The organism is Paenibacillus sp. FSL R5-0475, assembly GCF_038004585.1.
In the GTDB taxonomy this organism is placed as follows: Bacteria; Bacillota; Bacilli; order Paenibacillales; family Paenibacillaceae; genus Paenibacillus_AQ.
The window spans coordinates 3,994,031-4,009,313 of sequence record NZ_JBBORK010000001.1 but is presented as its reverse complement, the minus strand read 5'-3'; the positions used below and the strand labels follow the sequence as shown (position 1 = coordinate 4,009,313).

General features: G+C 45.3%; 12 protein-coding genes. 10 read left to right on the top strand and 2 right to left on the bottom strand.

The genetic code is table 11. The annotated features are described in order from the left end of the window. The first annotated feature begins 244 nt into the window (after window positions 1-244). On the top strand, window positions 245-1,312 hold the full coding sequence (locus MKX41_RS17985) for an AI-2E family transporter (RefSeq protein ID WP_042191048.1): 1,068 nt from the start codon (window positions 245-247) through the stop codon (window positions 1,310-1,312). A gap of 517 nt (window positions 1,313-1,829) precedes the next feature. Continuing rightward, window positions 1,830-4,280, top strand: coding sequence for a leucine--tRNA ligase (leuS, locus tag MKX41_RS17980; protein ID WP_340972342.1), 2,451 nt, complete (start codon window positions 1,830-1,832; stop codon window positions 4,278-4,280). A gap of 59 nt (window positions 4,281-4,339) precedes the next feature. Here the strand turns inward: leuS and comER are convergent, their stop codons facing one another. Next, on the bottom strand, window positions 4,340-5,191 hold the full coding sequence (gene comER / locus MKX41_RS17975; protein WP_076284823.1) for a late competence protein ComER: 852 nt from the start codon (window positions 5,189-5,191) through the stop codon (window positions 4,340-4,342). A 186-nt stretch (window positions 5,192-5,377) separates the two neighbouring features. On the opposite strand from comER, the gene MKX41_RS17970 reads away from it, so the two are divergent. The 6 genes from MKX41_RS17970 (at window position 5,378) to MKX41_RS17945 (ending at window position 12,553) form a co-directional block, all read left to right on the top strand. Beyond that, on the top strand, window positions 5,378-6,016 hold the full coding sequence (locus MKX41_RS17970) for a helix-hairpin-helix domain-containing protein (protein ID WP_340972340.1): 639 nt from the start codon (window positions 5,378-5,380) through the stop codon (window positions 6,014-6,016). A 115-nt stretch (window positions 6,017-6,131) separates the two neighbouring features. Beyond that, window positions 6,132-6,650: a deoxycytidylate deaminase gene (locus MKX41_RS17965; RefSeq protein ID WP_042191041.1), complete on the top strand. Its 519-nt coding sequence runs from the start codon at window positions 6,132-6,134 to the stop codon at window positions 6,648-6,650. 117 nt (window positions 6,651-6,767) lie between these two features. Next, window positions 6,768-9,446 carry a ComEC/Rec2 family competence protein gene (locus tag MKX41_RS17960; protein ID WP_340972337.1) on the top strand — a complete coding sequence of 893 codons (2,679 nt, stop codon included), beginning with the start codon at window positions 6,768-6,770 and terminating at the stop codon, window positions 9,444-9,446. A gap of 362 nt (window positions 9,447-9,808) precedes the next feature. Next, entirely contained in the window at window positions 9,809-10,348 is a 540-nt protein-coding gene (locus tag MKX41_RS17955; RefSeq protein ID WP_042191039.1) for an RNA polymerase sigma factor, read from the top strand. Further along, window positions 10,345-11,463: a hypothetical protein gene (locus tag MKX41_RS17950; protein WP_340972334.1), complete on the top strand. Its 1,119-nt coding sequence runs from the start codon at window positions 10,345-10,347 to the stop codon at window positions 11,461-11,463. The genes MKX41_RS17955 and MKX41_RS17950 overlap by 4 nt, the downstream gene beginning before the upstream one ends. A 73-nt stretch (window positions 11,464-11,536) precedes the next feature. Continuing rightward, window positions 11,537-12,553, top strand: a complete 1,017-nt coding sequence (locus tag MKX41_RS17945; protein ID WP_340972331.1) for a LacI family DNA-binding transcriptional regulator — start codon at window positions 11,537-11,539, stop codon at window positions 12,551-12,553. Between the two features lie 88 nt (window positions 12,554-12,641). On the opposite strand, the gene MKX41_RS17940 is transcribed toward MKX41_RS17945, so the two are convergent. Then, window positions 12,642-13,592: a sugar kinase gene (locus MKX41_RS17940; protein ID WP_340972328.1), complete on the bottom strand. Its 951-nt coding sequence runs from the start codon at window positions 13,590-13,592 to the stop codon at window positions 12,642-12,644. A 345-nt stretch (window positions 13,593-13,937) separates the two neighbouring features. Between MKX41_RS17940 and MKX41_RS17935 the strand changes: the two genes are divergently transcribed. Both MKX41_RS17935 and MKX41_RS17930 read left to right on the top strand, forming a co-directional pair. Continuing rightward, window positions 13,938-14,579, top strand: a complete 642-nt coding sequence (locus MKX41_RS17935) for a bifunctional 2-keto-4-hydroxyglutarate aldolase/2-keto-3-deoxy-6-phosphogluconate aldolase (protein WP_340972325.1) — start codon at window positions 13,938-13,940, stop codon at window positions 14,577-14,579. A 235-nt stretch (window positions 14,580-14,814) separates the two neighbouring features. Further along, window positions 14,815-15,051: a hypothetical protein gene (locus MKX41_RS17930; protein WP_042191032.1), complete on the top strand. Its 237-nt coding sequence runs from the start codon at window positions 14,815-14,817 to the stop codon at window positions 15,049-15,051. The last annotated feature ends 232 nt before the right edge of the window (window positions 15,052-15,283 follow it).

Below are 15,283 nucleotides of genomic sequence, written 5' to 3'. Positions count from 1 at the left end.
CTTTCAGTTGAAATCAGCTGCAGGGTTATTGGCGCTTTTTTTGGGGCTCCCCGCAAAGTACCTGATTCAGCATCGAAGCAAAAGCCTTACTTTGTGGGGTTATTTTGGGGGTTCCCCGGAAAGCATCGAAGCAAAGGCCTCACTTTGTGGGGTTATTTTGTGTGCTTGATGGTTATTTTGCTGCGGCCATACATATACTTATTTACGAAGCTAGTCCAGGCTACAGTCGCAGGAGGGTACACTCATGGAGCAATGGTCCCAAAGTAAGTGGTTCCGCTGGATGATCGGAGTGCTGCTCTCCCTGATCATTTTGTATTTTGTTTGGTTGCTTCGTCCGATGCTGCAGGGGATATTTGTATTTTTGAAGGCAATCCTCGCTCCATTTCTGGCAGCTATGATTATTTCCTACGTATTGAATCCCGTCGTTAGTATGCTGGCCGGACGGAAGATGCCGCGTAGTGTAGCTGTTCTACTAATATATGCAGTATTCCTAACGGCGATTGCAGTGATCGCAATTAACCTTATCCCAATGTTTATCGAGCAGCTTGAAGAGTTGAATGAACATTTGCCAGAGATGACGCTGCAAGCCCAGGGGCTGATGCGACATATGAATTCTAGACTAATCCCGCCCGGGGTCGAGATGGGGATGAACAACTGGTTTTTCCAATTGGAAAGTCGTCTCGCCGAAGGGATTTCTAATTTTCTCGATAATATAGGGACAACGATTAATGTGCTATTCAATGCTTTCATCGTACCGTTTCTAGTGTTCTATATTCTGAAGGATTTTGATGTGTTTGAGCGGACGGTGGTGTCTTGTCTGCCCCGCGCACGCCGTAAGTCTATTGTAACTTTGTTAAAAGATATCGATGATGCACTCGGCAACTACATTCGTGGACAGTTTCTGGTCTGCATTATTATAGGTGTGCTTGCTTATATCGGTTATGCCATCATCGGAATGCCGTATGCTTTACTGTTTGCGAGTGTTGTGGCAGTGTTCAATATTGTTCCGTATATGGGTCCCTTTTTGGGGGCTGCACCAGCCATTGTAATGGCTTCGACTGTTTCTTTTCGTTTAGTGCTGTTGGTTGCAGTGGTTAACACAGTGTGCCAAATCGTGGAAAGTAACATTATTTCACCACAGGTGGTGGGAAAGAAGCTGCATTTGCATCCGCTGCTCATTATTTTTGCGCTTCTGGTTGGCGGTGAATTGGCGGGAATGATCGGACTTATCCTTGCTGTACCGTTCTTCGCGGCTGCAAAAGTCGTTATTCAACACTTTATGACGTATTTAATCAAACGAAAGCCCGTGTAAATAGGGTAAAACATTGACTATAGTCAACAGTTTTGTATATAATGTTGGGGAATATTACTGATGAACAGTCGGTATATATAGTTGATCGATGATGAGGAGTATTAATTCTATACCGTTATTGCAGAGAGCCGGCACTAAGGTGCGAGCCGGTTAACGGAACGGAGTGAACTCACCTCGGAGTAACGGCGCAAGTTTCAGGATATCCACTAGACATAATGGATGTCCTAGGTGAACCGCCGTCGCCTCACCCCCGCTAAAGGGTGCAAAGTGAGTGGCAGAATAAAGTATATTCAGCCGCTAACTAGGGTGGTACCACGGGAATTATAACCTCTCGTCCCTAGCGATAATACGCTAGGGATGGGAGGTTTTTTTGTAAATATAAGAGGGTATAGGTTTCACGAAATACTTCATGTCTTATATTTCTCGCATAAACGCTTGTCGTCCTTATAAGGATGCCGATGGCAGTTTATGCTTGGTTAAGAAATCTAAGTAGTAACACTCCAAGGAGGAGCAGACAATGAGCGACAATCAAACAAACAGTATACCTGCCGGCGGTTACCGGGCGCAGGCTATTGAGCCCAAGTGGCAAAAGTTCTGGGATGAGAACAAAAGTTTTAAGACAGGTGAAGATCCAACCAAACCGAATTTCTATGCACTGGATATGTTCCCGTACCCTTCAGGTGCAGGACTGCACGTAGGTCATCCAGAAGGCTACACAGCAACGGATATCGTATCCCGTTACAAACGGATGCGTGGTTTTAACGTGCTGCACCCAATGGGCTGGGATGCTTTTGGACTTCCTGCAGAGCAGTATGCAATGGATACAGGTCAGCATCCACGTGATTTTACAGATAAGAACATCGATAATTTCCGTCGTCAGATCAAATCGCTGGGTTTCTCCTACGACTGGGATCGCGAGATCAGCACTACAGATCCAGATTATTACAAATGGACGCAGTGGATTTTCATCCAGTTGTACAACAAAGGCTTGGCTTATGTAGCAGAAGTACCTGTTAACTGGTGTGAAGCCTTGGGTACAGTGCTTGCCAACGAAGAAGTTATCGATGGTAAAAGTGAGCGCGGAGGACATCCGGTTGTTCGCAAACCGATGCGTCAGTGGATTCTGAGAATTACTGAGTACGCTGAGCGTCTGCTTGAAGATCTGGAAGAGCTGGATTGGTCTGAGAGCATCAAGGATATGCAGCGTAACTGGATCGGCAAATCCACAGGTGCAGAAGTGAACTTTGAAATTGAAGGTCACGACGCTAGCCTGACAGTGTTTACAACACGTCCAGATACATTGTTCGGAGCAAGCTACTGCGTATTGGCACCAGAGCATGAATTGGTTGATGTTATTACAACAGAAGCACAACGTGCAGCGATTGCAGAATATCGTGTGAAAGCTTCTCATAAGAGTGATCTGGAGCGTACAGATTTGGCTAAAGAAAAGAGCGGTGTATTCACGGGTGCGTATGCAATTAATCCTGTGAATGGCGCCAAGGCACCGATCTGGATAGCAGATTATGTACTTGCCGGATATGGAACGGGTGCGATCATGGCGGTTCCAGGTCACGATACGCGCGACTGGGAATTTGCTAAACAATTCGGCCTGAATATCGTGGAAGTCGTACAAGGTGGCAACGTTGAAGAAGAGGCGTATTCCGGAGACGGACCGCATGTCAATTCTGATTTCTTGAATGGACTTAAGAATGAAGAAGCGATTGCGAAGATGATTGCTTGGCTGGAAGAGAAGGGCGTAGGTAAAGGTAAAGTAACCTATCGTCTGCGTGATTGGCTGTTCAGCCGTCAACGCTACTGGGGAGAGCCGATTCCAATTCTGCATTTGGAAGACGGTACAATGAAGACTGTTCCGGTTGATCAGCTGCCGCTGGTACTGCCTGATGTAGATGCGATTAAACCATCGGGTACTGGGGAGTCTCCACTTGCGAATGTAACAGAGTGGGTGGAAACGATCGATCCTGAGACTGGTATGAAGGCTCGCCGTGAAACCAACACCATGCCGCAATGGGCGGGCAGCTGCTGGTACTACCTGCGTTATATTGATCCGAAAAACGATCAAGAGCTGTGCTCCCCTGAGAAGCAAAAAGCATGGCTTCCAGTGGATCTGTACATTGGCGGAGCGGAGCATGCCGTACTTCACTTGCTCTATGCACGTTTCTGGCACAAGGTGCTTTATGATATCGGCGTAGTGGAAACGAAAGAACCGTTCCATAAGCTGGTTAACCAAGGCATGATTCTTGGAAATAATAATGAAAAAATGAGTAAATCACGCGGAAATGTCATCAACCCAGATGAAATTGTTGAAGCTTTCGGTGCAGATACACTGCGTGTCTATGAAATGTTTATGGGCCCTCTGGAAGCAACCAAACCTTGGAATGAAAAGGGTGTTGAAGGGGTTCACCGGTTCTTGTCCCGTGTATGGCGCCTGTTCGTGAATGAGGAAGGTAAGCTCAATGCTAAAATCACAGCAGATGGCGGTACGGAAGAGTTCAAACGTACTTGGCACAAAACGATTAAGAAAGTCACTGAGGATTTCGAACATCTGCGTTTCAATACGGCGATTAGCCAGTTGATGATTTTCATTAACGATGCCTACAAGCAAGAAACCTTGTCCCATGAAGCTGCCGAACACTTTGTGCAAATGTTGTCACCACTGGCGCCGCATATTGCTGAAGAGCTGTGGCAACTGCTTGGTCATGAAGGAAGCATCAGCTACGTGGCTTGGCCAACTTATGATGAAGCATGGACAGTCGATGCTGAGGTTGAAATCGTTATTCAAGTTAATGGTAAAATCGTACAACGCGCCCTGATTCCGCTGGATATGGGTCAGGAAGAAATGCAAGCTCATGCGCTGTCACTTCCTAATGTGAGTGCAGCTGTAGAAGGTAAAACCGTACGCAAGATTATTGCGGTTCCTGGCAAACTTGTAAATATTGTAGTGGGTTAAGCGAAGAACGCAATTCTGCCCGCAGCATCGGAGAAATCCGTGCTGCGGGCTTTGTTGTTCTAACGTTCTTTAGGACCCTGATTAATAGTGTCGTGTCCGAATAGCTCATCAAGCTTAATAACATCCTCATCATATTTATCATGCGTTGTCGTGATGAGGCGTTCAAATACACCATCTAGACTGGTACGTAAGTGGTTTAACGCTTCTGCGGTAATGCCACCGCGAACAGCGACCCGTTCTTGAAGCTCTTGCGGGGTAAACTCCCCTTCTGTCAGTAATTTGCCTGTTCCAAGCAGCATTTCACCAGCGAGTCGGCTGATTAATGTCTCTTCAATTCCAGTGGCCTCAACGGCTGCTTCTATCCAGCGCTCAATGAAATAGCTTAAGAACGCAGGTCCACAGCTGGAGAAATCAGAAGCGATTCGGGTATGTGCTTCTTGGATTTCTAAGGGAACACCTATGAAAGACAATAGCTGTAGCAGTACAAGCCTGTCTTCTTTATTAAGCCTGCTGCCAAATATGCACAGTGAAGTCCCACTCTTGACGCAGTGCGTAATGCTTGGGATGATCTTGGCAATTTTGGACGGCAAAGCGGATTCCAGATGATGCAATTGAACTGGACTTGTAATGGATACGACAATTTGCTCACTCCGGAGACATGAGCCGATCTCATCTGTTAATGTTTTAAATTCAAGTGGCTTTACGCATAAAAAAACGATATCACTTCCTAACGCTGTCTCCCTATTGCTTCCGCAAATGGAAATGCCGGGGTGACGCTTCTCAAGCTCCAGCAGCTTATTCAGGCTGCGGTTGCTGGCAAGCACATCACACGGTTCTAGCGCTCCGGAAGAAAGAAAGGCGTCGATCAGCAGGCTGCCCATGCTGCCTGTTCCGATAAATCCTACTTTCACCTGTGGTTCCTCCTTTCTAGCATTGCTTTTTACTAACTGACATGAATTCTCTTCGTTATATGTATGCAGGATAGCCTTGGACAAATGACAGGTTTTGTATGAATTATTAAAGGGAATTCCAATTAAAGGAATGTATGAAGATTCACAAAAAAGTATAGGACGAATTTTCGTGAGGGGGAGCGCATTTTGAATAAAGGGAATATAGTGCTCGGAGTGGTTGTAGCTCTACTGGGTGGTGGGTTGCTATGGTCTGCAGGGAGCAAGGGGGATTCCGGCATTGCCGGATGGGAAACCTTGAATGGAAGCATGGAACAAGCGATTGGAGTCGCTGAGCCAGATGAAGCTTCGGCTACAGAGGGCAAAGTGGGAGGCCAGCAGACGAAGGTAAATAAGCAAAGTGCTGGGAAAGTTACAGTGGGAGCCGAAGCTACTGGGAAGACTGATGCTTCTGGGAAAAATGATAGTGCTGGAAAGGCTGAAGTTAGTGATAAGTCTGATGCTGCTCAGAAGGTGAAGGATACTGCACAAGTAGATCATACTGTCCCGACTCCAGTAGATGAAAAAGGGACAACAGTTACTGGAGAGAATGCTTTGGAGGCGCTTGAAGTTACCACGTCAGTCGTTTCACAGGATGGTAAAATAAATGTGAACACTGCGGGTGCTAAGGAGCTGATGGATCTTCCGGGCATCGGAGAGAAGAAGGCCCAGACTATAATCGAATACCGCAACCGTGAAGGGGCTTTTCGTAGTCTGTCAGATTTGGGGAAGGTGAAGGGGATCGGGCCCAAAATGCTGGAAAAGCTAAAGCCTTTAGTAATATTTTGAAGATAAAAGGGTATTGAAGGTACTGTTGAATGTGCTACAACCGTTGTCCTAGTGAATACTTGCGGGGATGTGCTACAATAGTTAACAACTATTTAGAAGGATATGGAGATTGATTATGACTGCTGCTTATCGTAAAGACTGGGATACTTATTTCATGGACATTGCCTGCATGGTCTCAACTCGTTCACGCTGTAATCGCCGGCATGTGGGTGCTGTGCTGGTACAAGGCAAGAAGTTGCTAGGAACAGCGTACAACGGGGCGCCAATGGGCGTACCTGATTGTTCAGAGGCAGGCTGTATGCTCTCGGAGCAATATGAAATGGAAATCGTGGATGGCGTAGAGACAATGGTGAAGAAACAGCGCTGTATTCGCACGATTCATGCGGAACAGAATCTTTTGCTATTTACAGACCGAATCGATCGGGAAGGTAGTACCGTCTATGTGACAGATGAGCCTTGCTGGACCTGCGCCAATATGCTGGCGAACAGTGGTATCGTGGAAATCGTGTATTACCGACCTTACCGTAAGGATATGGAAAAGGTTGAAGCGATGATGGCTGCCAAGGGTATCATATTTCGTCAATTGGAGAACTATGAGCCGCCAAGTGAAACGATGATCAAAGTATCGGAATAGCTGATCTGTATAACACCAATTTAATAAGATGGCTTGAGGAAGAACCTCTCGTGCGCTTTTATGGCGTATGCAGAGGTTCTTTTTTTGTATCCAGTATTGTGAAAGGGGGATGGGCACGTGAAGGAAAGACCCTTGTTAAGCTTTACGGTATGTTGGGTGGCTGGAAGCGCAGCGGCTTGCTTAAGCTCAGTGAACGGACTGCTGTTAGCATGGGCTGGATTAATACTTTTATTGGTGAGTCTGAGGGTGTGGGGAACAGTAAGTTGGAAATACATAGCCGTGTTGTGTTTATCCATTTCTTTAGCGGCTGGATATTGGGAGTGGAACGAAGCTCGCAATATTAGCGGAATGCCTGAAGCGCTGGGTAGCACGATTGCAGAGCTGAATGGGAGCCCCGTGGAAGCTAGAGGCACGATCATTTCTGTCGTGGAACGGGATGGGGATCGGGTTGATTTTACAATGAAGCTCTCATTTATGAACTTGCTTGCAGTAGGGGATGAAAAAGCATCTGATCCTGTGGAAGAGCAGGGTGAAAAGGTGGAGGGTGAGTTAATAGCGGTGCAGATCAAACTTCTGGCTGAGCAAGAAATTGCTGTCGCTGCGGAGTGGCGAAGAGGGGATGAGGTGCTGCTTAATGGCGTGCTGGAAGAGCCGGCAGTAGCGCGTAATTTTGGAGGCTTCGATTATCGTGCTTATTTACATACGAAGAAGATTCATTGGCTATTGAAGGGGCAGGGAGCGGAAAATGTAAGGGTAACCGTGCCAGATTCATGGAGTCCGTTAACGATTTTTCGCTTAAATGACAGCGCGCGAACGGCCCTTGGGGCGGAGCTGGACCATCTTTTTCAAGGACGCCACTCTGGGTACATGAAGGGCTTAATCATTGGGATGCAGGATGATCTCGATCCGGATACCTTTAAGCAGTTCTCCCAGCTCGGTTTGACGCATATTCTCGCTATTTCAGGTATGCATGTAGCGGTGTATGTAGGCGTTCTTTTATTTCTGTTCAGACGCTTACGCCTGACAAAAGAGACCGCACTAACGCTCACTTTCATACTCGTTCCGGTATACGTCCTCTTGTCTGGTGCGGGTCCGTCCATTGTGCGTGCGGGGTTGATGAGTATGATTGCCTTGCTCGCTGCAAGAGTTGGAATGTTGAAGGATGGACTGAATATTTTGGCGGCATCGGCACTGGTTATGTTGATCTGGAATCCTTATATGCTGCTCAGTGTCAGCTTCCAGCTGTCTTTTCTGGTGACCCTGGGTTTGATGGTCTACGTTCCGCTTATGAATCCTCTTTTGAGCATACTGCCACGCTGGCTTAAAGGTGCGGTCTCGGTGACGTTAGTGGCCCAAATAGTTTCTTTCCCGCTCACGATTTATTATTTTAATCAGTTTTCGCTACTGTCCTTTGTCGCCAATTTGGTCTTTGTACCTTTTATTACCTTTGTAGTATTGCCGCTAGGGACGCTTGCGCTACTGCTTGGACGACTGTGGGAAGATGCTGCAAAAGTACTGGCACATGTTACGGAGCTGTTGAATAACTTTACTTTTTACGCTGTGGAGTGGATCAATGAATTTACTGGTGGAGTACTGATTTGGGGCTCGCCTTCACTGCTGTGGATCGGGGTGTACTATGTTTTGTTGTATGGTCTGCTGTATGTTGCCAAGCTAGGAAAGGAAGCTCGTTCTGCACCTCAATATATGGAGGATGAGACGAGACCTTTAGCGGAGGCTGGTTTATCTGTGAACAGTCACGGTGGGTTTGGGAGAGTGGGGAATGCACAGCTTGCTGTTGGTGCTTCTAAGGTTGGACGCTGGAGCGGAGCGATTGTTCTACTATTGGCGGTTGGACTGGGGATGTTGCTGTATAGGGGTTATCAGTCGGATGGTCAAGCTGGTAGAGGTACAATTAGTTATCTGGATATTGGACAAGGCGACAGCATTCTCATCACTACACCGAGCGGAGCACATATTCTAGTGGACGGTGGTGGAACCTTAAACTTTGGTCAAAAAGAAGAGTGGCGCGTTCGCCGAAGTCCGTTCGAGGTTGGCGCTAAAGTGCTGGTGCCTCTGCTGAAAAAACGTGGTATCCACCGTTTAGATGCGATTATTTTGACACATGGAGATCAGGATCATGCCGGAGGACTCCAAGCCGTGTTGGAAGAGATTCCGGTTTCGGCGTTGCTTTTTAATGGAACGTTAGTTGATCGCGAGTTTTATATGGGGATGATGAGGACTGCGCTAGAGAGGGATGTTCAGTTGTATGCTGTGCATCAAGGAATGACCCTTTCCCCGGATGATCAGACGGAGCTGTCCTTTTTATGGCCGGAGGGAAGGGATGGAGAAGCGTCGGGTACTCCTTATCAGAATGGCATTCCTCTACTGGAAGACCAGAACCACGATTCGGTAGCTTTTCGCTTAGAGATGAATGGTAGAAACTTTCTATTCACCGGAGATATGGATCTGGAAGCCGAGGAGGAGATTGTAGAGCAGGCCAAGCAAAAGGGGATCAGCGCTGGACCTTTCATTGATGTGCTGAAGGTGGCTCATCATGGGAGCAAGACATCCTCTGGCGAAGCTTGGCTTGACTTCTGGCAGCCTGCAGCAGCGGTGATTTCTGCGGGTGTCAATAATCTGTATGGTCACCCGAAAGCTGAGGTGTTGGAGCGATTGGAAGATCACCATGCAACTATATTCCGGACGGATCAGCAGGGGGAGATACAAATGCGGGTGCGGGCTGAGGGGATTGAAGTGCGATATAAGTTGGTGGAGGCATTGCAATTTGTGCAATAGAACGCAATCCAAGATAGCTGGATCTTCATTTTGTTGCACTTTGTACACTCAAAATGAGGGAAAACGCCTATTTCTCTGAATTTTAATAGTATCTATTGCATGAAGTGCAACAGAATCTCTTTATGGGGTTGGAAAATCAAGTTCTATTGCACGAAATGCAATAGAAAGCTATTTACAGATATATTCAGCTCTCCAATCCGACACGCGAGCACCACTGATGACGTTTAAGCGTTCATCGGTGGTGCTTTTTAAAAGACAGATATAGAGATTATGCTGTTAAGTAATATATGACCTAATTATTTATTTTAAAGGGAACTTTTTCAAGTTTGGAAAGTCTTATTAGGCAAGGGGTGAGACGAAACATGCTAAGCGAAGATATGCCATATGCAGAAGCGTATGCGTCCGAAATGACCTTGCGGGAAATGATGGAGGAGTATGGCTCGGATGTGTGGAATTATGCTTTTTTCTTAACTAGAAGCCGTGAGCAAGCGAATGATATTAGCCAAGAAGTGTTTTTGAAGGCATATAAAAATGTGGGGAAGTACCGGGGACAATCGTCGATGAAAACTTGGCTACTCACGATTACTAGAAATACAGCCTTTAGTTGGAGTAAAAATAGCTTTTGGCGCAGATTCATACCATTTGGAGATCAACCTGTTACTGTAAATGCTCCGTCTGCGGAAAGAGAAGCGCTCGGAAATCAGTATGCGAACCGAATCTGGGAAATGATTATGAACCTACCAGATAAGAACAGAGAGGTGCTTGTACTGGATATTCAGCATGGACTATCGATTGCCGAAATGTCTGATTTGCTGAATATAGCTCAGGGGACTGTGAAATCTCGACTCGCGCGAGCGAGGGAGAAGGTTAAGCAAGCCATCCAGAAGGAGGAGAGAGAATGAGAGGCAAAGCTGATGACAGTAACCCGGTGATGATCGGACAGAATGATTGGTATGCGCAAGCAGGCAAAAAACCTTTTATTGAAGATGGCTTTACACCTGAGCTGATGATTCAGATCGAACAGGCTGCTACGCTTAAAAATAAAAATCACAGACGTTATCGAATAAACAAAAGTTTGCTACTGACCAGTGTGGCTATGATTTTGTTGATAGGTGCACTTAACTTGCCTATAGGTGCATGGAAGAGTCATGGTCCAGTCCAATCTTCATCGGTGCAGTCACAAGCCGCAGCGATACTGCCTTCTTCTACTCCTGTTACTAATGACAAAGCGTCAGAGCCTCCGACAAGCCCAGCAGAGTTTGAGATTAGCGGTAAGAAATACTACATGCCTTTGCCAATGAGCAGAGATAAGACTAAAGCATATGCCGTGGAGACAACAGCGGGAATCCTTTGGTCGCCGCCACCCCCGATGGTTGACTACAAGAAGCCAAAGTACACACATCCTACAGAGCCGTTCACCCTTTACCTGAGCTCGAAGGACCAGACGGAGCTATCGGCTTCTTCGGCTACTAGGATATATACTTTTCCTCTTTATGCGGGAGGGGCAAGTACCTATCAATATTTGAGTGGGGTTTTTGGAGCGGGAGAATATGTCCTGTTAACTTCTTACAAAAAGACTCTTGGTGTAGGTATGTATGAGGATGGTGAATTTTCAATGCTTAATGTTAAAAAAGCAGCGGCAGGGGAAACTGTGGTACCGATCACGCTTAAATCCTTTGATGATACACTATTAGATTACAAGTCAATCATTGCTGTTGATAAGGAGCATGAGCAGCTCGTACTTAGTTACTTAGAATATGCAGGGGATAAAAAGTACAAAGAGAAAACCGTACTTTATGATATGGAGACCATGAGCATTCCAACATCTGCTATAGCAATTGGGTTTAAAGAGATTAAGGGAGAAACACTAATCATGGATTATAAAGTGGGCGGGGAACAACGTAAAGCGGATATTCTTATGAAAGCTGGATTGGGGTGGCTGGATGAGAATTGGGCTTTTTTATCGGAAGAGCGACAAAATAAGCTTTATATGGATTTTATGAACAATACTCCTTAGTAGATAATTCACCCAATAAAAGCTATACTTTTTGATAAAGTAATTTTCTTTTGAGAAGAGTGGAGCCGAAGTGATGAAGAAGTTAACAATTGATGATGTGGCTCAAAAAGCGGGAGTGTCGAAGAGTACGGTCTCCCAATTTTTGAACAAACGTTTTAAATATATGAGTGAAGCGACGAAGAATCGGATTGAGGCTGTGATTGAGGAGCTCAATTATCAACCGAATGGACTTGCGCGCAGTTTGAAACAGAATCGGACGCATATGGTCGGAATCATCGTTGCTAATATCGATTATTCGCTGTCTATTCAATGTATCCGGGCGATCGAGAACGAGCTGCAGCAACACGGAATCCAAGTAATCATATGCAATGCCGATGAGAATGCGGAAAAAGAAAGCAAGTACGTCGAAACCTTAGTTGCCCGCCAGGTGGACGGTTTGATTATTTTTCCTACGGGGAACGATTCATCTGCTTACAGCCGACTGGTTGAGGCCGATTTTCCGCTAGTGTTTATGGATCGTCTGGTAGATGGAATCACTACGCAGAGCTTGTTGCTCGACAATGAAATGGCGGCCAAGATAGGTGTGGGACAGCTGACACAGCAGGGCCATGAGCGAATTGCTCTGGTCACCCTGCCGCTAGGGGAACATGCTATTACCCCTCGTAAAGAGCGGATCAGTGGTTATAAAAAGGCGATGGAAGAAGCGGGCCTAACGCTGAGTGAGGAGTATATTTGTAGTGTGCCAAAAGAAGAATTAGCTGCAGGACTGAAGCGCCTTTTAGCGTTGCCGCACCCTCCGACAGCGCTATTGGCTACGAATGATATCACGCTAGCGGAGATCCTGAAATATGCGAATCGAAATGCCATCGCTATTCCGGAACAATTGTCTGTCATCGGTATAGATGATGCGGAGTTCGCGCAAATTTATAATCCGGTCATTACAACGATTCGTCAGCCTGCTTACGAAATGGGCATGCAAGCTGCTAAGATTATACTCTCTTCTATCGAGGATAAAGGCGCTTCTGTTCCTATCACTTATCGTTTTCCGCCGACCCTGCAACAAGGACAGTCTGTGAAGTCTTATAAATAAGTATAGGCTATAAAAATACAAAGAAATGCCGTTCCACAGTTCAACTGTGAGACGGCATTTTTTAATGAATATACTCAAATCTATGTGCTTAAACCTCCTGCTGCATAAACTTTGCAAGCTCCTCACGGGTCGGGAGTCCATCCATATCGCCAGGTGACATGACGGCTAACGCACCGATCGCATTGCCACGTTTGACGGCCTCAGCAATCGGAAGCTTTTCCAGCATCGCACTGATTACACCAACGGCAAACCCATCACCTGCACCTACGGTATCAACGACCTGCTCTACCTTAAACCCGTCTACATAATCTTCTCCTTCAGCGGATTTATAGTAAGCGCCTTCAGGCCCGAGCTTGATGACGACTAAGCTGACGCCACGCGCCAGATAATAGTCCGCAATCTCTTCTGGCGTACTTAGACCTGTAAGAATCTTGCCTTCACCGAGTCCTGGAAGGAACCAATCACAGCGTGTAGCCAGATCATTGATCGTCTTCACCATTGTTTCTGTATCCGGCCATAAGCTAGGGCGCAGATTTGGATCGAGAGAGACCGTCTTTCCTTGTCGCTTCATAAACTCCATAGCATGAACAGAGAATTCATGACAGCTCTTGGATAAGGCGGCGGAGATACTTGTTACGTGTAAATGTCCTGCAGCATTAAAGTATGCCTCGTCAAAATCAACCAGACTAAGCTTGGAGGCTGCGGAATTTTTGCGGAAGTATTCGACTTTAGGATCGCCTGTAAAAACCTTTGATTTGATTAACATACCCGTTGAATTTTCTTTAGTAAAAGTAATGTTGGTGGTATCAATGTTCTCTTTCTTCATTGCTTGAGCAATGAAATGACCAAAGTTATCTTCGCCAAGCTTCGTAACATAACCTGTAGGATGATTTAAGCGCGATAAGCCTGTAGCAACATTGCTCTCGGCACCTGCCAACGCTTTGGAGAACGAAAATACTTCATGCAGGGGACCCGTTTCATTCGCATAAAACATCGCCATCGGCTCCCCGAAAGTGACGGCATCCAACTGTTTACTCATTTGAGTTCCTCCTAGGGTAATGAATTTATCCCAGTATAATGATGTATAATTTGAAATTATCACATAAATCGGTTTTGTACAATAAAAGAATGATTTTTAATCCAAAAGGTGTTTTGGATAAAAGAAAACAAATGACTAATAATTCCTTATAAAACAAGGGTTTATTGGTCATTTCGATAAATTTATATCTCTAAATCCATAAAAAAGTATTGACTGTTAACTGTATTGTTATTACTATCTGATTATAGATTATATCGTTTTGATTAGTAAATTTAATAAAAAAGTTTATCTAAATTAGTATTTCATATTCATCTATGATCGTACCAAGAGAAAGGGAGTCTACTGATGAAGAAAATGAAAGTATTGCAGAATGTGGCGTCGGTTGGAGTTGTAGCCGTTATTCGTGCTGATAGTGCTGAGGAAGCTTTTAAAATGTCCGTTGCTTGTATCGAAGGCGGTTTGAATAATATTGAGGTAACTTTTACTACTCCGGATGCGGATGTGGCGATTAAACGATTGGTAGCGGAGTACGGAGAGCGCGCAGTGATTGGAGCAGGAACTGTACTTGATCCATTAACGGCGAGAATAGCCATTCTTGCAGGCTCGGAATTTGTGGTCAGTCCCTCTTTTGATGCAGAGACAGCTAAAATGTGTAATCTTTATGGTATTCCGTACATGCCTGGCTGCATGACATTAAATGAAATGAAGGAAGCATTGAAGTTTGGTGTGGATGTGCTTAAGCTGTTCCCTGGCAGTGCGTTTGGTCCGGATTATGTGAAAGCGGTTAAAGGCCCTATGCCGCATGTGAACATTATGCCAACAGGTGGCGTGGATCTGAATAATATGGGAAAATGGATTGCCAACGGCTGTATTGCAGTAGGTATCGGGGGTAATTTGACTGCACCTGCGAAGGATGGTCGATACGATCAGATTACCGATCTTGCAGCTCAGTATGTGGCAAAATTTAAAGAGGTAAAAGGTATTTAATTCTGTTTTTCTTAATTCGAATAGATAGATTTATTGAAGGTTGTATAGCTGACGCATGTCAGCCGTACAACCTTTTTTATATACATATTTTCCGACATTCAGATTTTCTTACATTATATGTATTCATAAAGTATAGAATGAGGACAAAGGCAATAAACTATAAAGTAGAAGAGTTATGATGATTGACTGACGTCTACGAATTGGAATGGTTTATTATCGGACCGGGAGTGAGTATATGCCTGCTTATCATGATAAAAAGCTGTATCTTGCAGCTGATGAAGAGGATGCGGAATACGTAGAAATTGCGTCGGCATTTCATGGTTGTAAGGTGACGGAAGGCCAGATCTATAGATTAGAGAGGAATTACAATAACCCTCATATTTTTGAGAATGGAGAGGCGTATGTTGTGGATGATGAAACTAGGGACAACTACGCAGTGTTCATGCTCTGCAAGATTGTGTTATATAAATAGAGTTATGTGCTCGATACTAAGGTTATTTCTTGTTTACTGACGGCTTCTTTTCCGACAGGAGGATAAGCCGTTTCTTTTGGAAATGGGGGATATTTCTTACCTAAACGCTTGCCGGCCTTATTGGGATGCCGAAGGCGTTTATACTTGTGTCATTTTTGTTATAAAGTTATTCAAAAGAGTATTTGAATGATTGAAGTTTCCCCTGTATGCTTAGTAGGAATTATTGGCTGCG

Bases quoted from the DNA above. Each gene is read 5' to 3' on its own strand.
- MKX41_RS17985 (WP_042191048.1), top strand. From the start codon at position 245: ATGGAGCAATGGTCCCAAAGTAAGTGGTTCCGCTGGATGATCGGAGTG.
- leuS (WP_340972342.1), top strand. From the start codon at position 1,830: ATGAGCGACAATCAAACAAACAGTATACCTGCCGGCGGTTACCGGGCG.
- MKX41_RS17965 (WP_042191041.1), top strand. From the start codon at position 6,132: ATGACTGCTGCTTATCGTAAAGACTGGGATACTTATTTCATGGACATT.
- MKX41_RS17955 (WP_042191039.1), top strand. From the start codon at position 9,809: ATGCTAAGCGAAGATATGCCATATGCAGAAGCGTATGCGTCCGAAATG.
- MKX41_RS17950 (WP_340972334.1), top strand. From the start codon at position 10,345: ATGAGAGGCAAAGCTGATGACAGTAACCCGGTGATGATCGGACAGAAT.
- MKX41_RS17945 (WP_340972331.1), top strand. From the start codon at position 11,537: ATGAAGAAGTTAACAATTGATGATGTGGCTCAAAAAGCGGGAGTGTCG.
- MKX41_RS17940 (WP_340972328.1), bottom strand. From the start codon at position 13,592: ATGAGTAAACAGTTGGATGCCGTCACTTTCGGGGAGCCGATGGCGATG.
- MKX41_RS17935 (WP_340972325.1), top strand. From the start codon at position 13,938: ATGAAGAAAATGAAAGTATTGCAGAATGTGGCGTCGGTTGGAGTTGTA.
- MKX41_RS17930 (WP_042191032.1), top strand. From the start codon at position 14,815: ATGCCTGCTTATCATGATAAAAAGCTGTATCTTGCAGCTGATGAAGAG.